Source organism: Mesorhizobium sp. M0598 (genome assembly GCF_040320865.1).
Lineage (GTDB): Bacteria > Pseudomonadota > Alphaproteobacteria > Rhizobiales > Rhizobiaceae > Mesorhizobium.
Map to the genome: position 1 here is coordinate 229,681 of NZ_JAMYQL010000002.1, position 24,595 is coordinate 254,275.

The window sequence follows — 24,595 nt, forward strand, 5'->3', positions numbered from 1 at the left end:
TCGCCCTTAATTCTCGCTAGGCCTCTGTCGTCGCCGCTCTTAATTGTCGCTAGGCTTCTGTCGACGCGTCGGTTCCTATCCACCTATGATTTCAAACCCTTCTTCCTGCGGGAAGAGTTTCGCACGCAACAACACCTGTTTGTGGCTTTCGCCAAAAAGCTGAACGAGCACAGCTACCTGGGTGGTCATAGGAAAAGAGCTTACGATTTCGTCTCCAGCCGAAGCGGCAAGCTTGAATTGTGCGACTCTAGGTCCTCGACTTCTGTCTTCCCATCCTCGCAGGTAGTATTCACTAGGGTTCTCGATCACGTTCCCATCGATTTTGTATTCCATTACTCCTGTTGTCGAACCGTCGATCCCCTGAATTTCGAGGTCCCAGATTACCAGTCCGCGTCTATTCCAATTCACGATGCGAACTACAATCTGCTCATGGTCCTCAAGATCCAGCGTGATATCCATGGTAGGGGATGCGTCGCCGAGCTGAAACTCAGTCTGTTTCCTTTGCTCTTCAATCTGCCGGTAAAGCGGATAAATTGTGAGCGCGCCTACCAGAACAGCCAAATACCCCGCCGAAGATCCATACCATTCGCGGAAACACTCGCCAGCCGTTTCGTCGGCGCCGCAGAGATCTGCGAAATCCCAGTGGTACGTGAACCACATCGCCAGTAGGATTGCGGCAAACATCGCAATCGCCACGGCGACTGCCCAAGTCCCGTCCTTCCAAAACCCACCCATCATTCCGCAATATCACGACGGGCGATCACTTGTGAACAGGGTCAAGTGCTTACTGACCAGTTCAAAGTTCTTTCGGCTTGTCCGCATCTGTTTGAAGTAGGAGGAAATTCCAACCCGGCTTTGCATAGCCTGTCACGCGGGAGATCGCAGGTTCTAGCCGTATGAGCTTCGGCACTGACGAATCGAACTTCAACCTCTCGCCAGCAGCGCCTCGACCTCCTGCAGCGTTGGCATGGACGGCGCGGTGCCCCGGCGCGTCACCGAGATGCCGGCGACGGCGCAGGCGAAGCGCACCGCCTGCAGGGGTTCCATCGCCCTCGACAGCGCCGCAGCCAGGCCGCCATTGAAGGCGTCGCCCGCACCCGTGGTCTCGATGACCGGGCCGGCGGCGACCGCTGCGACATGCTCGGAACGGTCGGCCGTGTGCAGCAGCGCGCCCTTTTCGCCGAGCGTCACGATGACAGCGCCCACGCCCTTCTCGAGCAGGCTGTCGGCGGCACGGCGGGCATCGTCGATGGAGGATACCTTGATGCCGGTCAGTTCCTCGGCCTCAGTCTCGTTCGGCGTGACATAGTCGCAAAGCGTGTAGATACGGTCCGGAAGCCTGGCCGCCGGCGCCGGGTTGAGGATGGTGGTCACCCCTGCCCCGCGCGCGATCTCCAGCGCCCCCAGCGCCGCCTCGATCGGCTGTTCGAGCTGGGTGACGAAAACGCCGGCCGCGCGGATCAGGCCGGCATTTGCCTCGATATCGGCGGGCGAGATCAGCATCGCCGCACCAGGGCTGACGATGATCGCGTTGTTGCCGCTCGTCTCCTCGATGAAGATATAGGCGGCACCGGTGTAGCTTTCCGGCGTGTCGATGACGGCGCTCTTCACGCCGGCGTGCGACCAGGTCTGTCTCGCCATATCGGCAAAGGGATCGACGCCGAGGCGGGTAAGGAAGGTGACATCGGCGCCGAGCCGGCCGGCTGCCACAGCCTGGTTCGAGCCCTTGCCGCCTGGGCCGAGCGTGAAGGACGTGCCCAGGATCGTCTCGCCCATGCGCGGCTGGCGGGCGGCGCGGTAGGCCGTATCGGCGACGAAGACGCCCAATATGACAACCGGCTTCATGACGATCGGTTTCGCCGGCATGCCGCTACTCCGCATCCGGTGGCACGACGCCCTTGCGGAACGCAAAACAGCCATAGAAGCGGCGCTCGCCGGTCTGGATGACGCAATAGGCCTTCTTGGCGCGTTCGTAGAAGGCGTAGCGCTCGACCGAGATCATCGGCCAGGCCTTGCTCTCGGCGGCATCGATCTCTTTTTGCACTTCCTGCTGCACGGCGGGAATGTCGTCCGGCTTGCCGACGATCTCCATGCGCGCGGCCGCGTCGTCGACGAAGGTGTCCAGCGGATAGAGCGACAGTACCGCTTTGACCACGTCGGCCGCCGACGCATCGATGCGCAGCAGCCGGCCAAGCACGGTCTGGCGCGCCACCGAATCGGACGGGAAATTGGTGTCGGCGATAATCAGATCGTCACCGTGGCCCATCGCCCGCAGCGCCTGCAGCACATCGGCATTGAGCAGCGGATTGATTCCTTTGAGCATGGTATTCCTCGCGAAGTTTGCTGGGGCGAAATCAGAGACGCTTGCCGGTCTCTGCGTCGAAGAGATGCACCTGGTCGAGCCGCGGTTTCAGGTGCAGTGTGTCGCCCGGCTTGAAGTCGTGGCGCTCACGGAACAGCGCCACCATCTCGCCCTCGCCGAAGCGCAGGAACACCAAAGTCTCGGAACCGGTCGGCTCGACCACCGAAATCTTCGCCGGAACACCATCGGGATGGATTTCGAGATGCTCGGGCCGCACGCCGTAGACGACATTACGGCCATCCTCGACGGCGCTGGTCGCCGCAATCGGGAACGGCGTCCCGGCGATCTCGACGACGGGCTTGTCGCCCTTGCGCACAACGCCCTTGAGCAGGTTCATCGAGGGCGAGCCGATGAAGCCGGCGACAAACAGGTTGGCCGGCCGGTCGAATAATTCCAGCGGCGCGCCGACCTGTTCGATGCGACCGTCGCGCATCACCACGATCTTGTCGGCCATGGTCATGGCCTCGATCTGGTCGTGGGTGACGTAGATGGTCGTGGTCTTCAGCCGCTGGTGCAGTTCCTTGATCTCGGTGCGCATCTGGACACGCAGCTTGGCGTCGAGATTGGAGAGCGGCTCGTCGAAGAGGAACACCTGCGGGTTGCGCACGATGGCGCGGCCCATGGCGACGCGCTGGCGCTGGCCGCCGGAGAGCTGGCGCGGATAGCGCTTGAGGTACGGATTGAGGTCGAGGATGTCGGCGGCGCGCTTGACCCGCTCAGTGACCACCGCCGGGTCGGTTTTGCGCAGCTTGAGAGCAAAGGCCATGTTCTGCTCGACCGTCTTGTGCGGATAGAGCGCGTAGTTCTGGAACACCATGGCGATGTCGCGCTTGGCCGGCGGCAGATGGTTGACGACGCGCTCGCCGATGGCGATGGTGCCGCCGGAGACCGTTTCCAGCCCGGCCACCATCCTCAGCAGCGTGGACTTGCCGCAGCCGGAAGGCCCGACCAGCACCACGAACTGCCCGTCGGCGATGTCGACGCTGACATCGTGCAGAACCTTGACGGTTCCGAACGCCTTGGCCACATTGCGGATCGCGACTTGAGCCATCATTCCCCCTTCAGTTGCCGTGAAGCTAAACAACGCAAACGGCGAGGGCAAGTCAGTCTCTTATAGATAAAAAACCCATTCACGTTGACACCGCACTTCGTTGTGCGAATAGTGACAGTGTCCGGCTTGTGACCCTGTTCCGGGCGCACCGGTACGCTTGTCCGGCACTGAATGCCAAGCGTCGCGGGAGGGAGAATTCGGGCCGCTATTTACGGGAGTCGCTGTCGTTGGGGAACATAATCGGCGCTCCACCATCTGAACCAATTCACAATTGACCTTCTGGGAGGAACGAAATGAAAGTCAGCCTTTATAACCAACTTGTCCGCGCCGGGGCCACCCGCCGCGACGTGCTGAAGGGAGCGGCCAGCATGGCCGCCCTCGCGGCGGCCTCAAGCGCCGGACTTGGTGCGCTGACGCGCACGGCTGCGGCCGCCGACGACCTGCGTGCGCAGATCCTGCAGATCCCGGGTGTCGGCAAGGGTCAGCCGACCGATGCCGACTTCCAGCAGGTCGGCGAGCTTTGCCTTGGCGCCACCAAGGCCAATGTCAAGGAAGGCGAATTCGCCGGTGTCGAACTCACCTTCATGGGCCTCAACAATCAGAACCTGCACAATGTGCTGTTTCGCGGCTTCCTGAAGCCGTGGGAGACCTATACCGGCGCCAAGATCAACTGGATCGACCTGGCGCAGGCTGACTACAACGCCCGCCTGCAGCAGTCGATCGCGACCGGCACCGTCGATTTCGACATCATCGAAATGGGGGCACCGTTCGAAGGCGACGTCTGCGGCAAGGGTCTCACCTCCGAGATGCCGGACTGGGTCAAGGACCAGATCGACATGAAGGATGTCGTGGCCTATCTGCAGCCGCCGGTCGGCACCTGGGACGGCAAGCAGTATCGCGTCACGGTCGACGGCGACGCGCATAACTTCAACTACCGCACCGACGTGTTCGCCGATGCCGACCTCGCCAAGGCCTGGAAGGACGGCGGCGGAGAAGGCGAATGGGGCGTGCCGAAGACCTGGCAGCAGGTGCAGGCGGTGACGAAATTCCTCAAGGGCAAGCAGGTGAAGGGCCAGGATGTCTTTGGCTACCTCGATGCGCCCAAGCCCTGGGGCGGTTTCGGCTTCTATTTCCTCGGCAGCCGCGCCAGCGCCTACGCCAAGCATCCCGATGACAAGGCCTGGCTGTTCGATGCCGACACGATGAAGCCGCGCGTCAACAATCCGGCATGGGTGCGGGCGATCCAGGACGTCATCGATGCCCTGCCCTCCGAACCTGCCGACCAGATCAACGCCGACCCGAACACCACCGCCTTCCAGCAATTCCTGGCAGGCACCGGTTCGATGGTTACCTGGTGGGGCGACGTCGGTTCGAACGTCAAGACCAACGATTCCTCGGTCGTCGGCGACATCACCGGCTTCTCGATCCTGCCGGGCTCGGACGATGTCTACAACTCCAAGACCGGCCAGTGGGACAAGCTCGCCAGCGGCCCGAACCATGCGCCGAACTGCGCCTATCTCGGCTGGGGCGTTTATGTCATGGCCCGCGTCGACAGCGACGAAAAGAAGAAGAAGGCGGCATGGTCTGCCGCTGCCCATCTAGGCGGCAAGGACCTGTCGCTCTGGTGCGCGGCCTATCCGTCGGGTTTCCAGCCCTATCGCAACTCGCATTTCAACATTCCGGAATGGGTGGCGGCGGGCTACGACGAGGCGTTCATCACCTCGTATCTGAAGTCGGAAGCCGACAGCTACAACCATCCCAACGCGGCGATCGAGCCGCGCATCCCCGGCATCTTCCAGTACTACAGCGCTGCCGAGGACATTTTGGCCAACACTTTTGCCGGCAAGATGAAGGCGCAGGAAGGCGCCGACGCCATCGCAGCCGCCTGGGAGAAGCTGACCGACCAGATCGGCCGCGACAAACAGGTCAAGCTCTACAAGGCCTCGCTCGGCATGTAGGCTGAGATCGTGAAACCTGGTCCGGCAGCGCACAGCCGCCGGACCTCCGCTTGACCGGCCTGGCCTCGACCGGCTCGGCCGGATCATCGAGCCTCCTGTGAACGGGCAAGACGCGTGGCTGACCGGACCCTGGCTGACCAGACTTTGTCGACAAGTGAATGGCCGGCAGGCGCCGTGCCATCCGACCTGATACCGCGGAGCCGCAAACGGCTTGGCTGGGCGCTGATGGCTGCTGCGACGCTCGGCCTTCTGGCGGTGATCGCGCTGCAAATCCTCTACAAGAGCGAGGTCGACACTATCGGCTTTGAGACCTGGCGGCCGGTCGTCTACGCCTACGTGCTGTGGGGTGTCGCGCTCGGCATCGGCCAGGTACTGACGCGCGGCGAGGACGGCCAGCGCGCGCTGTTCCTGCTGCCGGCGCTGCTGTTTACCATTGCCATGGTGATCTTCCCGACGCTGTTCGGCTTCTACATCGCGCTGACCGACTGGAACCTCAGTTCCTTCAGCGGACGGCAGTTCAACGGGCTCGACAATTTCTGGCAGATGCTGAACGACGCCTATTATCGCAATGCGCTGTTCAACATGGTGCTCTACGTGCTGGCGGTGTTCGTCGAATATGTCATCGCCTTCGGCCTGGCGCTGCTGCTCAACGCGCAGATCCGGGCACGAAAATTCTTCCGCGTCGTGTTTCTCATGCCGCTGATGCTGTCGCCGGTGGCGGTGTCGTGGATGATCGGCAAGTCGCTGATGGAATACCGCTTCGGGCCCGCCGCGACGCTGGCGCGCCATCTCGGTTGGGAAAACCCGGCCTTCTTCTCCAACCCGATCACCGCCCGCATCTCGATCATGGTGCTCGACGCGTGGACGTTCATCCCGTTCATGATGATCATGCTGCTCGCCGGCCTGCAGGCGATGTCGCGCGAGGTGCTCGAGGCAGCGCGTGTCGATGGCGCCACTGCCTGGCAGACCTTCTGGCAGGTCACCTTCCCGCTGATGCTGCCGGTGTCGGTGACAGCGGTCATCCTGCGCATCATCTTCAAGCTGAAGCTCGCCGATATCATCATCACCGTCACCTCCGGCGGGCCGGGCGGCGCGACCGATTCGGTGTCCAGTTTCATCTACCGCGAATATCGCGACCGCTCGAACGTCGGCTACGGCACGATGCTGGCGATGGCCTATTTGATCATCATCATCGTGTTCGTGACCTGGCTGCTGAAATTCGCCAGCCGCTTCGTGCGCAACGTCAACTGATCGGGCCGGCGAGATGAGCGTTCAAACCACCGACTATGCCGCCTCCGAAATCCGCTCGCCGGCGAGCTTCGTCGCCAACCGCGTCTTCATCTACGGCGCCCTCATCTTCTGGGCTTTCATCTGCCTGTTCCCGATCTATTGGACGATAACCACCTCGTTCAAGACCGCGGTCGACGTCACCCAGGGCCATCTGATCCCGTTCGTCGACTTCCGGCCCGACTGGAAGGGCTGGCGTTCGCTCGGCCTGTCGCCGGACTCGATCTTTCGGACGTCGACGGTCCGCGACGAATTCATCAAGCGTTTCATGAATTCGGTCATCACCTCGGTCGGCGCGTCGAGCCTCGCCATCGTCATCGGCAGCCTCGCCGCCTACGGGCTGACCCGCTATCGTTACAAGTTCGCCTGGTTCAGGAACGAGGATATTTCCTTCTTCTTCCTGTCGCAGCTGATCCTGCCGCCGGTGGTTTTGGCCCTGCCCTTCCTCGTGCTTTACCGGGAGGTCGGCCTGCTCGACACACGCGTCGGGCTGATCCTGCTCTACACGCTGATGGTGTTGCCGATCGTCATCTGGATCATGCGCGACCAGTTCAACTCCATCCCGGTGGAGCTGGAGGAGGCAGCACTCGTCGACGGCCTGTCGATCTGGGGCGCCTTCTTGCGCATCGTCATGCCGATCGCGCTGCCGGGCATGGTCGCCGCCTTCATCCTGGCGATGGTGCTGTGCTGGAACGAGTATTTCTTCGCCGCGCTTTTGACCTCGACCGACGCAAAGACCATTCCTGTCATGGTGGCCAGCCAGACCGGCTCACAAGGCATCAACTGGTGGTCGATGGCAGCGCTTGCCACCGCCGCCATCACACCGCTCGCCGTCATCGGCATCGCGCTCGAGCGTTACCTGATCATGGGCATGACAGCGGGCGCGGTGAAATAACTGCGCCGGCTCTCCCTTCTCCCCTTGTTGTGGGAGAAGGGAAAAGCGCGCTAACCCGAAAGTGTTGCCCGCAAATGCTCGAGGATCATGGCAACCCCTTTTTGCCCCAATTCCGCCGAGGCTTCGGGCGCACTTGCCGTGTACCAGCCGGTGTTGTCGGCGAAGCGGCCGGCATCCACCGCTTCCGGGCACAGCGCCAGCATCAGTGACGTCTCGCCGGTGCCGGCATGGTCGAACGGGTACCGGCTGTGCATTGAAGCCGGCATCAGTGGATGCACCCGCACCCAGTTGAAGAAATTGCTGCCCTCGGCGTGCTCGGCATAATAGTCGGCCATAGCCGGAGAGCCCCACCAGCCTTCGCCACGTTCTTTCTCCAGGAAGCGGAAGATCGCCTGCCGGCCGGCGGCCTTGAAGGCGAGATCGGTCGGCATGCCGGCGGCAAAATTTTCGGTCTGGTGGTGAATGACGGCGTGGATGTTGCGGAAGCCGATGCGCAGCAGGCTGTAGAACAGTTCTTCCGCAAATGGCGCCAGCACATTGCCGCCGACCTGCAGCGAACCACTGCCCTCCGGTGCTGCAACAGCATAGCTCGCCGCGCCGTAATGGAAGGGCGGCAGAATGACGATCTCGGCTTCTTTTTCGAACAGTTCCAGGCTCTTGACCACCGCCAGCGTGTCCATTCCGACGGCCATGTGCTCGCCGTGATATTCGAGCACACCGAGCGGCAACACGACCGGCCGGTTCTCGGCGATCGCCTTGCGGATCTGGTGCGGCAGCATCAATTCGTAGCGCATGACACCTACTCCATATTGGTGTGGCGGGCGCGCATCGCTTCCGGCGAGACGCCGGTCAGATCCCTGAGCTTCAGCACCATCACTTCGAAGAGGACGAACAGCGCGCCTTCGAAAACCGAGCCCATCGGCAGGACGGATGTCTTTTCAGGGCCCTGGTCGTCGGCCATGGTCTGAGCCGGGATAAGCAGTGTGAAATCGGCCAGCTTCGCGGCAGTGCTGTCGGCTTGTGCGGTGAGCAGCAGGACTGTGGCACCGGCCTCGCGCGCGACCTGCATCAAGGTCAGCACCGTCGACGTCTCACCCGGGCCGGAACTGGCGAGGAAGACATCGCCCTCGCCCAGCGGCGGCGTGGTCATGTCGCCGACGACCGACACCGGCAGACCGAGATGGTAGAGCCGCATGGCAAAACCCTGGACCTGCAGCGCCTCGCGGCCGCAGCCATAGGTGACGATCTTTTTCGCGCCAGCCAGGATGGCGCAAGCCGCGTCGATGCGGCTTGCGTCGATACGCTCCAGCACGGTGCCAAGCTCGCTCAGCGCAATCCCAAACAGGTTTTCGCCGGCGTCCGTCATGACATTTGCACCAGCTTGCCGGTGCCGGAGAACCATTTGAATATCTCAGTCACATCTGCCCCGAACAGCTTGTTTTCACTCATGCTATCACCGCGAAAATCGGTGTCCAACGACACGCAGTGCTTTTGATGCGCCACAGCCGTGATAGTGTCACGGCAAATCGCAAATGAGGAAACGGCAGCATATGAAGACACGGCATTTCGACCGCATCGGCAATGGCGGCATCACCTTCACCGAGCTCGGCTTCGGCACTGCGCCGCTCGGCAATCTTTATCGCGCCGTATCCGATGAGGATGCCAATGCTACGCTGGAGGCGGCATGGCGGGTCGGCTGCCGCTACTACGACACCGCGCCGCTCTATGGGCTGGGCCTTGCCGAAACGCGGCTCAATCCGTTCCTGCGTTCGAAGAAGCGTGACGACTACGTGCTGTCCAGCAAAGTCGGGCGCATCATGCGCGCCTGCCCGCCGGAACAGCGCACCGGCATCGGCAAATTCTTCGACACCCCATCGCGCCGCGAGGTCTACGATTACAGCTATGACGGCGTCATGCGCTCCTTCGAAGCCTCGCTGGAACGGCTCGGCGTTGACCGCATCGACATCCTCTTCGTGCATGATGTCGACATCTTCACCCATGGCAGCAAGGAAGCCTCGGACCAGCGCATTCAGGAATTCATGAGCTCCGGCTACTACGGATTGCTGGCATTGCGCGACCAGGGCGTGATCAAGGCGTTCGGCGGCGGCATAAACGAGTGGCAGGTTGCCCAGACGCTGGCCGAGCGCGGCGATTTCGATCTGTTCCTGCTTGCCGGGCGTTACACGCTGCTGGAGCAGGAAGCGCTGCAGTCTTTCCTGCCGCTATGCCAGCAACGCGGCATCGGCATCGTTCTCGGCGGGCCGTACAATTCCGGCATCCTGGCAACCGGGCCGAAGCCCGGCGCCTACTACAACTATTCGGAGGCGCCGCAGGACATCATCGACCGCGTCACCCGCATCGAGGCCGTCTGCAAGCGCCACGGCGTGCGCCTGATCGAGGCGGCGCTGCAGTTCCCGCTGCTGCATCCTTCCGTCGTCTCGGTAATCCCCGGCGGCCAGCGGCCGGGCGAAGTCGAAAGCAATCGCTCGCTGCTCGACGCGAAACCGCCATCGGCGCTGTGGGCCGATCTCAAGACAGAAGGCTTGATGCGCGCGGATGCGCCGACGGCATAGTGCCGCCTTTCCAACGACGTTGCGGGCACAGAAAAGAAAAACCGGATATACCGGCTTTTCTTTTCTCTGAAAGACTTAAGGAGGCGCTTAGTTGACCGCGTCCTTGAGGCCCTTGCCGGCCGAGAACTTCGGCACGGTGCGCGCCGGGATCTTCACTTCCGCACCGGTCTGCGGATTGCGGCCGGTCGACGCGGCGCGTTGTGACACGGTGAAATTTCCGAAGCCGACAAGCCGGACATCGCCGCCCTTTTTCAGTTCGCCGGTGATGACGGAAAACACCGCATCAACCGCCGACTGCGCGTCACCCTTCGAAATACTCGCGGCATCGGCGACAGCGGACACCAGTTCGTTCTTGTTCATAAAAATTCCCTTCCATGAGAAAACCGGAACACTCGACTCATCCGGCAGGAAACGGACTTTAGAAAGAAGCGCTCCGGCAACCAAGTCGAAAAGCGCCGGGAAAGTCGAAAAAAGCCCGGAAATCCGGGGTTCTTCACATGAAAAAGCCGGGCTCAAGGCCCGGCTCTCTCTTTGTGCATTGCAACTTTAGCAAGAGCTAATGCGCCAGCGATTTACCAGCTTCGTCCCCGACATCGACCACGGCCGGCGCATTGACGGGTTCAACCCACTGGATCGGTTCCGGCATGCGCACCAGCGCATGGCGCAACACTTCGCCAACCCGTGAGACCGGAATGATCTCCATGCCGCTCTTCACGTTCTCCGGAATCTCCGCCAGATCCTTGGCGTTCTCTTCCGGGATCAGCACCTTCTTGATGCCGCCGCGAAGTGCGGCAAGCAGCTTCTCCTTGAGGCCGCCGATCGGCAGCACCCTGCCGCGCAGCGTGATCTCGCCGGTCATCGCCACATCGGCCTTGACCGGGATTCCGGTCAGCACCGAGACGATCGCCGTCGCCATCGCCACGCCAGCCGACGGTCCGTCCTTGGGCGTTGCGCCTTCCGGCACGTGGACGTGGATATCGCGCTTGTCGAACAGCGGCGGCTCGACGCCGAAATCGATGGCCCGCGAGCGGACATAGGACGCCGCCGCCGAAATCGATTCCTTCATAACGTCGCGCAGATTGCCCGTCACGGTCATGCGGCCCTTGCCGGGCATCATGACACCTTCCACCGTCAACAGCTCGCCGCCGACTTCCGTCCAGGCGAGCCCGGTGACCACGCCGACCTGATCGTCGCTCTCGACCTGGCCGAAGCGGAAGCGCGGAACACCAAGATAATCGGCAAGATTGTCCGCCGTGATGTTGATCGTCTTCTTCTTCGTCTTCAGGATCTCGGTCACCGCCTTGCGCCCGAGCTTCATCAGCTCGCGCTCCAGGCTCCTGACGCCCGCTTCACGGGTGTAGGTCTGGATGATGCCGCGGATCGCGTCCTCGCCGACGGAGAATTCCTTCGGCTGCAACGCGTGGTCGCGGATCACCTTGGGCATCAGGTGACGCTTGGCGATCTCGATCTTCTCGTCCTCGGTGTAGCCGGCGATGCGGATGATCTCCATGCGGTCCATCAAGGGCGCAGGGATGTTCAGCGTGTTCGCCGTCGTCACGAACATCACGCTCGACAGGTCGTATTCGACCTCGAGGTAATGGTCCATGAACGTCGAGTTCTGCTCGGGATCGAGCACCTCGAGCAAAGCCGATGACGGATCGCCGCGGAAATCCTGGCCCATCTTGTCGATCTCGTCGAGCAGGAAGAGCGGGTTGGATTTCTTTGCCTTCTTCATCGACTGGATGACCTTGCCGGGCATCGAGCCGATATAGGTGCGGCGGTGACCACGGATCTCGGCCTCGTCGCGCACGCCGCCCAGTGCCATGCGGATGAACTCACGGCCGGTCGCCTTGGCGATCGACTTGCCGAGCGAGGTCTTGCCGACGCCGGGAGGTCCGACGAGGCACAGGATCGGCCCCTTCAGCTTCTTCTGGCGGCTCTGCACGGCGAGGTATTCGACGATGCGGTCCTTGACCTTGTCGAGGCCGAAATGGTCGGTATCGAGCACGTTCTGGGCAAAGGCCAGATCCTGCTTGACCTTGGAGTTCCTGCCCCACGGGATCGACAGCAGCCAGTCGAGATAGTTGCGCACGACGGTCGATTCAGCCGACATCGGCGACATCGTCCGCAGCTTCTTCAGTTCGGCTTCCGCCTTTTCGCGGGCCTCCTTGGAGAGCTTGGTCTTCTTGATGCGCGCCTCGATCTCGGCGGCCTCGTCGCGGCCGTCCTCGCCCTCGCCGAGCTCCTTCTGGATCGCCTTCATCTGCTCGTTGAGGTAGTATTCGCGCTGCGTCTTCTCCATCTGGCGCTTGACGCGCGAGCGGATGCGCTTCTCCACCTGGAGCACCGAGATTTCGGCTTCCATGAAGCCCATCGCCTTTTCCAGCCGTTCCTTGACGGACAGCGTGGCGAGCATCTCCTGCTTCTCGGGGATCTTGATGGCAAGATGCGAAGCGACCGTGTCGGCGAGCTTGGAATAGTCGTCGATCTGGCTGGCGGCACCCACCACTTCGGGCGAGATCTTCTTGTTCAGCTTGACGTAGTTCTCGAAGTCGGTGACGACGGAACGGGCCAGCGCCTCGACCTCGACCTCTTCCTCCTCCGGTTCGACCAGCGCCGCAGCACGGGCTTCATGGAAGTCGGGACGGTCGGTGAACGCGACGATTTTCGCGCGCGAGGCGCCTTCGACCAGCACCTTCACGGTGCCGTCCGGCAGTTTCAGCAATTGCAGCACATTGGCGAGCGTGCCGATGTCAAAGATGGCATCGGGCTCCGGATCGTCGTCGGCGGCATTCATCTGGGTCGCAAGCAGGATCTGCTTTTCCTGACCCATCACTTCTTCCAGCGCCTTGATGGACTTTTCACGCCCGACGAAGAGCGGAACGATCATGTGCGGGAACACCACGATGTCGCGCAGTGGGAGGACTGCGAAGACGCCGTCGCTGGGAGCCTTGGATAATTTGGCCATTGTCCAACCTTTCATGTCGCGGCCGCCAATCGGCCAACCGCGAATCTCATATTAACGACCGGGGATCGTTCCGCCTACCACCGTTTGTGACGGGAGTTTTACAGCACAGAATTCGGCACCACGGCCTTCTGCCTTTAGTTGGAGGCACGGCGGGTAAAGATCAAGGGTCAACACGGTCCGTCCCTCCAATCCGCAGCCATTAGGCGGCGCCGTACGCGGTGTGCGACAGCAAAACGGCGCCCTGCGGCGCCGTTTCAGAAAAATCCATTGCCGGCTCACGTCAGGCGCTGACGTTGCCCTTCTTTTCCTTCTGCTCGGAATAGATGTAGAGCGGCCTCGCGTTGCCTGACACCACCTCTTCCGAAATAACGACTTCGCGCACGCCTTCCAGCGCCGGCAGCTCGAACATGGTGTCGAGCAGGATCGCTTCCATGATCGAACGAAGGCCGCGCGCGCCGGTCTTGCGCTCGATGGCGCGCTTGGCGATCGCCGACAGCGCGTTCTCGTGGAAGGTCAGGTCGACATTCTCCATCTCGAACAGCCGCTGATACTGCTTGACCAGCGCGTTCTTCGGCTCGGTCAGGATCTGGATCAGCGCCGGCTCGTCGAGGTCCTCCAGCGTCGCCAGGACAGGCAAACGGCCGACGAACTCTGGAATGAGGCCGAACTTCAAGAGATCCTCAGGCTCGACCAGGCGGAAAACATCGCCGGTGCGGCGATCCTCGGGCGAAGCGACGATGGCGCCGAAACCGATCGAGGTCTTCCTGCCGCGATCCGAGATGATCTTGTCCAGGCCGGCGAAAGCGCCACCGCAGATGAACAGGATGTTGGCGGTGTCGACCTGCAGGAATTCCTGCTGCGGATGCTTCCTGCCGCCCTGCGGCGGCACGGAGGCGACAGTGCCTTCCATGATCTTCAAAAGTGCCTGCTGCACGCCCTCGCCCGAGACGTCGCGGGTGATCGAGGGATTGTCCGACTTGCGCGAGATCTTGTCGATCTCGTCGATATAGACGATGCCGCGCTGGGCGCGCTCGACATTGTAGTCGGCCGACTGCAACAGCTTCAGGATGATGTTCTCGACATCCTCGCCGACATAGCCGGCCTCGGTCAGCGTCGTCGCGTCGGCCATGGTGAAGGGGACGTCGATGATGCGGGCCAGCGTCTGCGCCAGCAACGTCTTGCCGCAGCCGGTCGGGCCGATCAGCAGGATGTTAGACTTCGCCAGTTCGACGTCGTTGTTCTTGCCGGCATGGGCGAGGCGCTTGTAGTGATTGTGGACGGCCACCGACAGCACGCGCTTGGCGTAGGGCTGGCCGATGACGTAGTCGTCGAGAACCTTGAGGATTTCCTGCGGGGTCGGCACGCCCTCGCGCGACTTCACCATCGAGGTCTTGTTCTCCTCGCGGATGATGTCCATGCACAGTTCGACGCATTCGTCGCAGATGAACACCGTCGGCCCGGCGATCAGCTTGCGCACTTCGTGCTGGCTTTTGCCGCAAAACGAGCAATAAAGCGTGTTCTTGGAATCACCGCTGTTGTTGCCGACCTTGCTCATTTTCCTGTCCTTTCATGGCCGCCCGCCGATGGTCTGGTTGAAAGGGCGCATATTCAATCTATCGCGGGAATCCGCTGCCGCCAGTGCCCCGGCTCCCGCAACGCATTCCGTACGAAACACAAATCGGAAAACGGGGCAATGATTCGAACAACCCCACGCAAAGCTAAGCCGTCGAAAATCAACATAGCCTTAACGTAGGCAATTGCACCCGTCGAGGGAACAGCCAATTGTGGCCGAAATGCCGCAAGCCGCGCCAAAAGCGCGTGATCCCGCCACTCATTGCCACCGCGGGGCCACCGCGGGCCTATAAGGCAATACCTTCGACCGGCTCACGTGACGAAATGACCTTGTCGATGAGGCCGAAATCCCTGGCCTCGTCGGCAGTCATGAAATGGTCACGGTCGAGCGTTTTTTCAATCTCATCGTAGCTCTTGCCGGTGTGCTTGACGTAGACCTCGTTGAGGCGACGCTTCAGCTTGATGATGTCCTGGGCATGGCGCTCGATGTCGGAAGCCTGGCCCTGGAACCCGCCGGAAGGCTGGTGGACCATGATGCGGGCGTTCGGCGTGGCAAAGCGCATGTCCTTGTGGCCCGCCGTCAAGAGCAGCGAACCCATCGATGCGGCCTGGCCGATGCAGAGCGTCGACACGGCAGGCTTGATGAACTGCATCGTGTCGTAGATCGCCATGCCCGAGGTGACGACGCCGCCCGGCGAGTTGATATAGAGGTTGATTTCTTTCTTCGGATTCTCCGCCTCGAGGAACAGCAGCTGCGCGCAGACCAGCGTCGCCATGCCATCCTCGACCGGGCCGGTGATGAAAATGATGCGCTCCTTGAGGAGCCGCGAGAAAATGTCGTAGGCCCGCTCGCCGCGATTGGTCTGTTCGACCACCATCGGAACGAGGTTCATGTAGGTTTCGACGGGGTTCTTCATGGACTATCCCTTTTTGAGGATGGGATTCCGGCGCCGGAGATTTGCAATCGGGCAGAATCGGTTCTGGATCGTTATTGTGTAAATAGGATGCCGGCTCACCCTAGCGCAAGGCCGCCTCTCCTAGCCATCCGGTTAAGTCGAATCAAGGTTTCCAAACCAGTTTCGCCTGTCGCCGTGCCTGTAGCCCTCTCCTGCCGTGGGAAGGGGCGCTCATGCTTGGCCGTTGTTTAGCAGTTTCTTAACCGCATCGCTTAACGAAAAGTGGTGAAACCGCTTTTTCCGGCCACGGCTTGCCCTACAATTCAACGTTGAACTCGCTTCACGCAGTTCAAACAGGGGGAGTGCGATGATCAAGAAAGTTGCTTCCTTGGCCCTTGCCGGCATCAGCGTTCTCGACATGGCGTCCGAAACGGCTGCCGGCGGACGCGCGGTCGAATGCTACGAGCAGGTCAATCGGCCGGCCGTCTACGACACCGTCTACGAGGAGGTGCTCGTCAGCCCAGCCGGCCAGCAGGTGCAGTATGAAGCGCCAATCTACGGGACGCGTGAGCGCGTGGTGCAGATCGCGCCGGCGCGCGTCAGCTACGAGACCGTGCCCGCCATCACCCGCACCATCTACCGGTCCGTGAGGGTCGATGACGGCGGCTATTCCTGGGAATGGCGCATCATCGATGGCCGCAAGGTGCTGTGCAAGGTCAGGCACAAGGCGCGCTATGAACGCGTGGCCGAGATCGTCGTGGTTGAGCCGGAACGCCGGCGGCGCGTTGTCCTCCCCGCCGAATACGAGAGCGTCGCCGAAGAGGTTCTCGTGCGGCCGGAGCAACGGCGCATCATCGACATTCCTGCGTCTTATCAGACAGTGGCTCGCCGCGTGGTGGTCAGGGAGGGCTCATCCAGCTGGCGGCGCGTGCATATTCCGAGGCATTGCCGATACTAGGCGCTCAGGCGCCCTCCGCCCTGAGCCATATCTTCAGGCCGTCGACATCGCCATTGCCGACGCAGGCTGCAACACGCCGGCCGACCGCCGCGCCGAACTTGTAGCCGTGGCCGGAGCAGGCCGAGACGACCAGGCATCTGCCTTTCCGGTGGGCCAGAAATTTCTCGTCGGCGGTGAATGTGTAGGCGCAGGTGACCACTTCGGTGACCTTGTACTCCTCGATACGAGCGATCGGCGGCGAAAACAGGTTGCGGATCGCCTCACCCTCGCCCGGTACCGGCTGACGGTTCCAGTCTGCATCGCTGGTCGGCACCCTGTGCAGGCCCGAGCCGAATTTCATGCCGGCGCCGCCTGTCGGCGGGATGGCGTAGCCGTCGACAGTGCCGCCGATGTTGAGGACGACCGGTGCTGCCTGCCAGACCGCTTTCAGGTCCGTCGGCGGTTCGACATAGGCGAGCGCGGTGCGCCAGGTTTTCAGCTCGCCATCCAGCTCCGGGAACAGTTTTAGCACCCAGGCGCCGGCAGCGACGACGATCCGTTCGGCCTGCATCGTTTCGCCGCCCGCAAGCACAACATGCCCGGCGTCGGCGTCGATCTCGACCACCTTGCTGTTTTCGTAGACATTGGCGCCGTTCGCGCGCAGCCATCTGGCGAGGCCCGAGGCGATCTTGCGGCAGTGCAGCGCGCCGCCGTCCGGCGAAAAATACGCATAGCGGAATGAACCAGGTTCTAGGAACGGCCAGCGTTCGACCGCGGCATCCGGCTCGAACAATTCGAACGGGTAGTTCCCGGCTTCCATGCCTTCTCGGTATTCCTCGGCCTCGTCTCCCGGCTGGCGCGAAATGCAGACGAAGCCGCGCGGATCGAGATGGCTTTCACCGAGATCGGCCCACATCTCATCCCAGGCTTCATAGGCTTCGGTGATCAGGCGGCCGTAGCCCGTTCCGGCCCGGTAGGCGCGGCGGATGATGCGATGATGATCGCCGGAGGCGGCGAGCGGATTGGGGATCGGTCCCTGCTCGACGATCGAGACGAGGTGACCGGCCTTGGCCAGCGACCACGCCGTCGAAAGCCCGGCAATGCCCGCACCGATCACGATCACATTCATGAAACCGTCCTTCCGCAACCGCTTCGGCGGCTCACCTCACGGGAGGGCCAACATACGGTCTGGCACCAGACAGGCAAGCCGCGCTAATGATCTGGCATGACCGAATTGAAGCCGCCCTACCTTGCCTTTGATCCAGCCACGCGTCGCCTGCGGCTCGATCCGCACGAGCCGGCTTTTTTCCAAGACCCTTACGAAGCTTACGCCTTCCTGCACGGCGCATCGAACGCCTTCGTCTGGGAAGAATTTGGTTTCTGGTGCTTTGGCGGCCTCGACGACGTCAACCGTCTGCTGCGCGATCGCCGCTTCGGCCGGCAGAACCCGGCCGGCATTCCGGACAGCCGAGGCATCGGTCAGGACCGCACGCACCTCAGCGCCTTCGACGGCATCGAGGCCAATTCGATGCTGGAGCTGGAGCCGCCTGTCCACACACGGCTCAGAACGCTGGTCAACCGCGCCTTCGTCTCGCGCCAGGTCGAGCGGCTCAGGCCACGTGTCGAGGCGCTGGCCAACGAACTGATCGACCGTTTCGAACCAGGAGGAGTCGACCTGCTGCCGGCATTCGCAGCTCCCTTGCCGATCACCATCATTGCGGAGATGCTCGGCGTGCCGGTCGACATGGGGCCGCAGCTGCTCGACTGGTCGCATCGGATGGTCGCCATGTACATGCATGGCCGCACCCGCGAGACGGAGGACACGGCCAATCGCGCCGCGCGCGACTTTTCGAGTTTTTTGCGCGGCTATGTCGCCGAGCGGCGAAAGAGGCCGGGCGAGGATCTTCTGTCGCTGCTGATTGCGGCACAGGAGGACGGCCAGAAACTGTCGGAGGACGAGCTGGTATCCTCGGCCATCCTTTTGCTCAATGCCGGCCATGAAGCAACTGTCCACCAGACCGGCAATGCGGTGCGCTCGATCCTTGCGCAAGGCGGCGACCCGCGCCGCTTCTTCGCCTCACCGGAAGCAACAGCCGCGACGGTCGAAGAGTGCCTGCGCTTCGACGCGCCGCTGCACATGTTCACGCGCGACGCCTATCAGGAGGTCGAGGCCGGGCCGGGGATCATCGTCCAGCCGGGCGAGACGATCGGTCTGCTGCTCGGCATGGCCAATCGCGATCCAGTCGCCTTTGCCGAGCCCCTCGCCTTCAGGCCGAACCGCGCCGACCAGAAGAACGTATCGTTCGGCGCCGGCATCCATTTCTGCATCGGCGCGCCGCTCGCCCGGCTCGAATTGCAGGTGTCGCTGAAAACCTTGTTCGAACGGCTACCGCAGCTGCATCTTGCCGAACAGCCGCGCTTCCGTGACACCTATCATTTCCACGGGCTGGAAACGCTTGCCGTCAGAATCTGAGGACGGCTTCCGACGACAGGCTTCGAAAGCCGGCTCCGGCGAATTCCGGTCAAATAGGTAACATCTCAAGGGTCGCGAGTACCAAATAATCGCTGATCGAACGATGAAGCTACCGGAAGCAGGACCTCACACTAACAATCCCGGATGCCTATAGAAATTCGGTCATGAAGCTTGAAGAGAGACGGGATTTGAATCTTTTTGCGTCGTCTCGCGGACGATGTCGAGGAAGGCCTTCAGCACCGGCGAGGGTTGTTCATGCCGGTAGATGATTGAAGTGTCGATAGACAAGGTTCGTCCCTGGATAGGGCGATAAACGACGCCGCTCCGGCGCAAATTTTGCAGACAGGCGGGCAGCAGCGAGACGCCCAGCCCGACGGATACAAGTCCGATGATTGTCTGCTTCGGCGTTGCTTCTCGAACGATCCTCGGGCTGAACCCGGATGAACGGCACAACCCGACGATCTCGTCATAGAGGGATGGATTGATGCTGCGCGGGAACTGAATCAACGCTTCGGAGGCCAAGTCGGCTAGCGCGACCTCTGCTTCCGAGGCCAGCCGATGCGTTTCCGGCAAGGCCACGATCAGGGGTTCGACCAGTATGCTTTCGACCTTCAATGCGTTGTGAACGACGGGAGGATGAACAAAACCGATATCGAGCTGGCGTTCGGCCACAGCCCTGACTTGATTGGGAATGCGCAGGTCGGTCAGGCTCAACTCGACCTCGGGATAGCGCTTGGTGAAGCGTTGGACGACAGAAGGCACCACACTGTAGATAGCCGCGTCGATGAATCCGACAGCAAGATGGCCGGTTTCGCCACGATCGGCTTTGCGAGCAAGCTCCACCGCCTGCTCTGTCTGCTGAAGCACGGCCCTAACCTCATCAAGGAACACACGCCCCGCCGCAGTCAGTTCGACCTTGCGCTTGGTGCGCTCCAGCAAGCGCACACCCATCGCCTGTTCCAGTTGCTGGATCTGCTTTGTCAGGGGCGGCTGTGAGATATGCAAGCGCGCTGCCGCGCGCCCGAAATGCAGCTCTTCGGCGACGGCCATGAAGGACTGCATCAGCTTGTGGTTCATCTTCAGCCTTTAATTTCCCAAATAGAATTACCCATGGCTCAAACGATATTGGACGGAAAGTATCGGAATCTGCAAAACCCGGAAAGCTGCAAAATCCGGGAGACGCGCTTTGAAAAATTCCGAGATTTCACGCCGCCAGATGCTGAAAGTGCCGCTCATCGGCGCGACGATCGCCGCGGCATCTCAATCCGGTCTTGTCTGCGAGGCCTTTGCCCAACCCGTTCCAGCTTCGTCGCCAGCGCCCCCTGGCGCTTTCGCCCACAATGTCGAAGCAGTGGGCTATACCGATCTCGATCATCGCCCAGCCTTCAAAATGGCGATCAGGCAGGTTGGCGAACGTTGGTATCTCTACACTGGGCACTTCTGGCACTCCGGCTGGAGCATCGTGGACGTGACCGACCCGGCCAAGCCCGAGACGGTCAAGTTCGTGCCCTATCTCGGCACGAACACTTGGACTCTACAAATAGATTTGTCCGGCGACACGATGGTGACCGCCCTCGAAAAGCCCTTTGCTAATTTCGGCGGTGACCCCGACGCACCGTTCGGCGAAGGCGTTCTGATCTGGGATATCGCGGACCCCATCAATCCGAAACAACTCAGTCACTACCGCACCGGCGGAAACGGCACGCATCGCAACCTCTATCCCGGTGGACGTTATGTCCACCTTGCCGCCGGCATGCCGGGTTACAGGGGCAACATCTACGTCATCCTCGATATTTCGGATCGCTCGAATCCGCGCGAAGCCGGACGCTGGTGGGTGCCGGGCCAACACGAGGCCGGCGGCGAGAGCTTTGCGGCTGCGAAGCCCGCCGCCGACCAGGAGACCGCCGATCGCTACCGGTTGCGACTGAAGCCGCAATGCATGTGCGGCGCCTTCTGCGCCAGCACGGGCGAGGATGTCTCGCTGCACGGCCCGCCTTATGTCACCGGCGATCTTGTCTATTTGCCTTATGGTGCGGCGGGAATCGTTGTGCTCGATATTAGCGACGTCTCCCAGCCGAGGCAGGTCGGCGGCCTGAGCTTCAGCCCACCGTTTCATTCGCGCTTCGGTGTGCATAGCGTGCTGCCGATTCCAGAGCGCGGCATTGCCTTCGCCAATTCGGAGAACGTCACCTATGGACTTGGTCCGATGCATCACGCTTCGATCGTCGATATTTCCGATTCCAGTGAACCCTTCCTGCTGTCGCTGTTGCCCGAACCAGTGCCACCCGAAGGCGCTCCCTATTCGGATTTCACAACTCGTGGCGGCTGGCGCGGACCGCACAACATCAACCACCACCAGCATCATCCCGATGTCCAGAAACAAGGCGATCTGTTCTATATCGCGCACTTCAACGCTGGGCTCAGGGTCTATGACGTCTCGAATACTCGGCTTCCGCGCGAGGTCGGCTACTTCATCCCGCCGGAGCCAGTCCGACGCTACGGCCCTATGCCGGAAGACAAGCTGGTTGTTCAGACCGAGGACGTGGTCGTGGACCGGCGCGGCTTCATTTACATAACTGACAAGAACCAGGGGCTCTGGATTCTCCGCTACACCGGCCCGCGGCCGGAAACGGATCGAACGTGACGGTCACATTCACCCTGAATGAGGCCTTAGTCGGAGCGCGGAAGCGGAGGCAGTCATGATTTGCTGGGAAGTTTCGTAGCACCGCGACATGATGAGCCGATACGGATTTTCCGACACGGACATCGATCGCCTTTGTAAAGTCCGGCGCGATGCGAGATCAAAGCTTGATCACATACTCCTTGCGAGTCGTTTCAAGCACTTCCCAGCTCCCCTTGAAACCCGGCCTCAGCACGAAACTATCGCCGGCTTTGACGGTGCGCGCATCGCCGCCGTCTTCGGCGATCACCGAAACCCCTGACAGGATGTGGCAGAACTCCCACTCATCATATTCGATGCGCCATTTGCCCGGCGTTGCTTCCCAGATGCCGGCATAAAGGCCACCCGCCTGTTCCTCGACATTCCAGGTGCGGAATTTCGGTTCGCCTGAAATCAGGCGATCCGGCGCCGGTGCGCCATGCTCGGCTTCGACGGTGTCGACGCCGACGGAAAGAAATTTCGGCGTGGTCATGGCGATCAAACCTTGGCGAGAGCCTGTTCCAGATCGGCGACGATGTCGTTGACGTCCTCGATGCCGATCGAAAGCCTGACCGTGTCCGGCCCTGCCCCCGCGTTGATCTTCTGCTCGTCGGAAAGCTGGCGATGCGTGGTCGATGCCGGGTGGATGACCAGCGACTTGGTGTCGCCGACATTGGCCAGGTGCGAAAACAATTCGAGCGCCTCGACGAACTTGATTCCCGCGGCATAGCCGCCCTTCAGCCCGAATGTGAACACCGCGCCGGCGCCAAGCGGCGAGTACTTCTTCTGCAACGCGTTGTTCTTGTCGCTGGGCAGGCCGGGATAGGAAACCCAGGCGACCTTGGGATGGTTGGAAAGCCATCCGGCGACCGCCGCCGCATTGTCGCAGTGGCGCTGCATCCTGAGCGGCAAGGTTTCCAGGCCGGTCAGGATCAGGAAAGCGTTGAACGGCGAAATCGCCGCGCCGATGTCGCGCAGGCCGAGCACGCGAGCAGCGATGGCGAAGGCGAAATTGCCGAAGGTCTCGTGCAGGACGAGGCCGCCATATTCGGGGCGCGGCTCCGACAGCATCGGATATTTGCCCGACTTCGACCAGTCGAAGGTGCCGCCGTCGACAATGGCGCCGCCGATGGAATTGCCGTGGCCGCCGATGAACTTGGTCAGTGAATGCACGACGATGTCGGCGCCATGCTCGATCGGCCGCAGCAGGTAGGGGGAGGCCAGCGTGTTATCGACGATCAGCGGCAGGCCGTGCTTGCGGGCGATGTCGCCGATCTTCTCGATATCGACGAAGACGCCGCCAGGGTTAGCCAGGCTCTCGATGAAGATCGCCTTGGTCCTGTCGTCGATCTGACTCTCGAAGGTCGAGATATCGTTGGTGTCGGCCCAGCGCACCTGCCAGCCGAAATTCTTGAAGGCGTGGCCGAACTGGTTGATCGAGCCGCCGTAAAGCTTTGTCGCGGAAACGAAATTGTCGCCGGGCTGCATCAGGTTGTGGAAGACCAGCACCTGCGCGGCATGGCCGGAGGCGACGGCAAGGCCTGCCGTGCCGCCTTCGAGTGCCGCGATGCGCTCTTCCAGCACCGCCTGCGTCGGGTTCATGATGCGGGTGTAGATGTTGCCGAACGCCTTCAGCCCGAACAGCGAGGCGGCATGGTCGGCATCGTCGAAGACGAAGGAGGTGGTCTGGTAGATCGGCGTCGCGCGTGCGCCGGTCGCCGGATCCGGCTTGGCGCCGGCATGGACGGCGAGCGTATTGAAACCGGGCGTGCGGGCCATCGAAAAACCTCCCTCAATGGTGAATGGTGAATGGTGAATGGTGAATGGTGAATGGTGAATGGCAAAGTCGGCCAGCCCCACCCTGATTGCAAGCGGCTCATATGCCGCCTTGCCCGCCTTCCAGAAAAATCCTTCTATTCACCATTCACCATTCATTACCTACTTCTGGCGAACGCCGAAACTCTGGAACCCCGGCCGCATCAGCGGCTTCTTCGACGACAGCACGCCTGAATTGACGCCGGTCCAGCCGATCTCGCCGGACAGCTTGCCATATTCGATCTTGGGGCAACGGTTCATCACCACCTTGATGCCGGCGGCTTCGGCGCGTGCGGCCGCCTCGTCATGGCGTATGCCAAGCTGCATCCAGATGACCTTCGGCAGCGGATCGAGCCGCAACACCTCGTCGACAATGCCCGGCACGGCAGCGGAAGCGCGAAACACGTCGACCATATCGACAGGTTCCGGAACGTCGGCGAGCCTGGCATAGGTCATCTGGCCGAGGATCGCCTTGCCGGCCTGGCCGGGATTGATCGGGAACACCGAAAACCCCTTGCCGAGCAGATATTTCAGCACGAAATAGCTCGGCCGCACATCGTTGGCCGACGCGCCGACCATGGCGATGGTCTTCACGGAATTGAGGATGCCGGCGATATAGGCGTTGTCGTAGGCGTCGTGGTTCATGCCTCGTCATACAGCGCTTCGGAGTGAGGTGCCAACAGCCGAGCAAGTGGCTTGCAATGGGCCAGGGAGAACGTCGTCAGCCCGGCAGCGAAATCGATCCGTCTTCCGCGATCGGAAAAGCGGGATTGTGCGCGACTTCCCAGACATGCCCGTCCGCATCGGCGAAATAGCCGTACCAGCCGCCCCAGAAGGCGCGCCCGGCCGGCTTGACGATCTTGCCGCCGGCCTTCTCAGCCGCCGCAAGCACTTCGTCGACCTCGGCGTCAGAGCGGGTGTTGTAGGCAAGGTAGACGGCCGAAGGTGCCTTGCTGAAGGTCACGCCCGAATCCTCTTCGGCGCTTTGCCGCGGGAACAGGCCGAGAATGGCGCCGCCCATCTGGAAGAAGGCAACGCCCTCGGTGATCCCGGCATGGCGCTTCAGGCCCATCGCCTCATAGAAGCGCACCGCGCGGTCGAGATCGTCGGTAGCTATGGTGATGATGGAGATGCGCGGTTCCATATCCG

23 protein-coding genes are annotated in these 24,595 nt (G+C 61.7%); 7 read left to right on the forward strand and 16 right to left on the reverse strand.

The genetic code is table 11. From position 1 onward, the window contains the following. Window positions 1-75: 75 nt before the first annotated feature. The 4 genes from NKI59_RS04220 to NKI59_RS04235 form a co-directional block, all read right to left on the reverse strand. Window positions 76-696 (reverse strand): hypothetical protein, encoded by a 621-nt coding sequence (locus NKI59_RS04220; protein ID WP_352495331.1) that lies wholly within the window; start codon window positions 694-696, stop codon window positions 76-78. 228 nt (window positions 697-924) lie between these two features. Further along, the gene (gene rbsK / locus NKI59_RS04225; RefSeq protein WP_352495330.1) at window positions 925-1,866 is read right to left on the reverse strand and encodes a ribokinase; all 942 of its coding nucleotides are present in this window, start codon (window positions 1,864-1,866) and stop codon (window positions 925-927) included. Window positions 1,867-1,870: 4 nt separating this feature from the next. Next, the gene (locus NKI59_RS04230; RefSeq protein ID WP_352495329.1) at window positions 1,871-2,323 is read right to left on the reverse strand and encodes an RbsD/FucU family protein; all 453 of its coding nucleotides are present in this window, start codon (window positions 2,321-2,323) and stop codon (window positions 1,871-1,873) included. Window positions 2,324-2,354: 31 nt separating this feature from the next. Then, window positions 2,355-3,413 carry an ABC transporter ATP-binding protein gene (locus NKI59_RS04235; RefSeq protein WP_352456634.1) on the reverse strand — a complete coding sequence of 353 codons (1,059 nt, stop codon included), beginning with the start codon at window positions 3,411-3,413 and terminating at the stop codon, window positions 2,355-2,357. Between the two features lie 293 nt (window positions 3,414-3,706). On the opposite strand from NKI59_RS04235, the gene NKI59_RS04240 reads away from it, so the two are divergent. From NKI59_RS04240 to NKI59_RS04250, 3 genes are all read left to right on the forward strand, one after another. Further along, the gene (locus tag NKI59_RS04240; protein WP_023674663.1) at window positions 3,707-5,371 is read left to right on the forward strand and encodes an ABC transporter substrate-binding protein; all 1,665 of its coding nucleotides are present in this window, start codon (window positions 3,707-3,709) and stop codon (window positions 5,369-5,371) included. 129 nt (window positions 5,372-5,500) lie between these two features. Continuing rightward, entirely contained in the window at window positions 5,501-6,622 is a 1,122-nt protein-coding gene (locus NKI59_RS04245) for a carbohydrate ABC transporter permease (RefSeq protein WP_031211226.1), read from the forward strand. A gap of 13 nt (window positions 6,623-6,635) precedes the next feature. Further along, complete coding sequence (locus tag NKI59_RS04250; RefSeq protein WP_352614125.1) at window positions 6,636-7,553, forward strand: carbohydrate ABC transporter permease; 918 nt, start codon at window positions 6,636-6,638, stop codon at window positions 7,551-7,553. Between the two features lie 50 nt (window positions 7,554-7,603). Here NKI59_RS04250 and NKI59_RS04255 read toward each other — a convergent pair whose 3' ends face one another. Continuing rightward, window positions 7,604-8,347 carry a creatininase family protein gene (locus NKI59_RS04255; RefSeq protein WP_352700517.1) on the reverse strand — a complete coding sequence of 248 codons (744 nt, stop codon included), beginning with the start codon at window positions 8,345-8,347 and terminating at the stop codon, window positions 7,604-7,606. A gap of 5 nt (window positions 8,348-8,352) precedes the next feature. Further along, window positions 8,353-8,919 (reverse strand): 6-phospho-3-hexuloisomerase, encoded by a 567-nt coding sequence (gene hxlB, locus NKI59_RS04260; protein WP_352702542.1) that lies wholly within the window; start codon window positions 8,917-8,919, stop codon window positions 8,353-8,355. A gap of 184 nt (window positions 8,920-9,103) precedes the next feature. Here hxlB and NKI59_RS04265 point away from each other — a divergent pair, with 184 nt between their 5' ends. Further along, entirely contained in the window at window positions 9,104-10,126 is a 1,023-nt protein-coding gene (locus tag NKI59_RS04265) for an aldo/keto reductase (protein ID WP_352681562.1), read from the forward strand. 87 nt (window positions 10,127-10,213) lie between these two features. Here the strand turns inward: NKI59_RS04265 and NKI59_RS04270 are convergent, their stop codons facing one another. The 4 genes from NKI59_RS04270 to NKI59_RS04285 form a co-directional block, all read right to left on the reverse strand. Continuing rightward, window positions 10,214-10,486 (reverse strand): HU family DNA-binding protein, encoded by a 273-nt coding sequence (locus tag NKI59_RS04270; RefSeq protein ID WP_023674657.1) that lies wholly within the window; start codon window positions 10,484-10,486, stop codon window positions 10,214-10,216. Window positions 10,487-10,682: 196 nt separating this feature from the next. Then, a complete protein-coding gene (lon, locus tag NKI59_RS04275; RefSeq protein ID WP_023674656.1) occupies window positions 10,683-13,094 on the reverse strand; it encodes an endopeptidase La in 2,412 nt (803 codons plus the stop codon). A 280-nt stretch (window positions 13,095-13,374) separates the two neighbouring features. Continuing rightward, window positions 13,375-14,649 carry an ATP-dependent Clp protease ATP-binding subunit ClpX gene (clpX, locus tag NKI59_RS04280; protein ID WP_006332719.1) on the reverse strand — a complete coding sequence of 425 codons (1,275 nt, stop codon included), beginning with the start codon at window positions 14,647-14,649 and terminating at the stop codon, window positions 13,375-13,377. Between the two features lie 304 nt (window positions 14,650-14,953). Further along, window positions 14,954-15,583: an ATP-dependent Clp protease proteolytic subunit gene (locus tag NKI59_RS04285; RefSeq protein WP_023674655.1), complete on the reverse strand. Its 630-nt coding sequence runs from the start codon at window positions 15,581-15,583 to the stop codon at window positions 14,954-14,956. A gap of 346 nt (window positions 15,584-15,929) precedes the next feature. Here NKI59_RS04285 and NKI59_RS04290 point away from each other — a divergent pair, with 346 nt between their 5' ends. Further along, a complete protein-coding gene (locus tag NKI59_RS04290; RefSeq protein ID WP_352702544.1) occupies window positions 15,930-16,520 on the forward strand; it encodes a hypothetical protein in 591 nt (196 codons plus the stop codon). Window positions 16,521-16,524: 4 nt separating this feature from the next. Here the strand turns inward: NKI59_RS04290 and NKI59_RS04295 are convergent, their stop codons facing one another. After that, window positions 16,525-17,628, reverse strand: coding sequence for an NAD(P)/FAD-dependent oxidoreductase (locus NKI59_RS04295; RefSeq protein ID WP_352702547.1), 1,104 nt, complete (start codon window positions 17,626-17,628; stop codon window positions 16,525-16,527). A gap of 96 nt (window positions 17,629-17,724) precedes the next feature. On the opposite strand from NKI59_RS04295, the gene NKI59_RS04300 reads away from it, so the two are divergent. Further along, a complete protein-coding gene (locus tag NKI59_RS04300) occupies window positions 17,725-18,972 on the forward strand; it encodes a cytochrome P450 (protein ID WP_352702549.1) in 1,248 nt (415 codons plus the stop codon). Window positions 18,973-19,134: 162 nt separating this feature from the next. On the opposite strand, the gene NKI59_RS04305 is transcribed toward NKI59_RS04300, so the two are convergent. Next, window positions 19,135-20,049, reverse strand: coding sequence for a LysR family transcriptional regulator (locus NKI59_RS04305; protein WP_352682001.1), 915 nt, complete (start codon window positions 20,047-20,049; stop codon window positions 19,135-19,137). A gap of 109 nt (window positions 20,050-20,158) precedes the next feature. On the opposite strand from NKI59_RS04305, the gene NKI59_RS04310 reads away from it, so the two are divergent. Continuing rightward, on the forward strand, window positions 20,159-21,616 hold the full coding sequence (locus NKI59_RS04310; RefSeq protein ID WP_352702551.1) for an LVIVD repeat-containing protein: 1,458 nt from the start codon (window positions 20,159-20,161) through the stop codon (window positions 21,614-21,616). A 157-nt stretch (window positions 21,617-21,773) separates the two neighbouring features. Here the strand turns inward: NKI59_RS04310 and NKI59_RS04315 are convergent, their stop codons facing one another. The 4 genes from NKI59_RS04315 to NKI59_RS04330 form a co-directional block, all read right to left on the reverse strand. After that, the gene (locus NKI59_RS04315; protein ID WP_352449343.1) at window positions 21,774-22,124 is read right to left on the reverse strand and encodes a cupin domain-containing protein; all 351 of its coding nucleotides are present in this window, start codon (window positions 22,122-22,124) and stop codon (window positions 21,774-21,776) included. 5 nt (window positions 22,125-22,129) lie between these two features. After that, window positions 22,130-23,410, reverse strand: a complete 1,281-nt coding sequence (locus tag NKI59_RS04320) for an O-acetylhomoserine aminocarboxypropyltransferase (RefSeq protein WP_352702554.1) — start codon at window positions 23,408-23,410, stop codon at window positions 22,130-22,132. Window positions 23,411-23,569: 159 nt separating this feature from the next. Next, entirely contained in the window at window positions 23,570-24,091 is a 522-nt protein-coding gene (locus tag NKI59_RS04325) for a CoA-binding protein (protein ID WP_352542616.1), read from the reverse strand. A 76-nt stretch (window positions 24,092-24,167) separates the two neighbouring features. After that, window positions 24,168-24,590, reverse strand: coding sequence for a VOC family protein (locus tag NKI59_RS04330; protein WP_352702557.1), 423 nt, complete (start codon window positions 24,588-24,590; stop codon window positions 24,168-24,170). Between the last annotated feature and the right edge of the window lie 5 nt (window positions 24,591-24,595).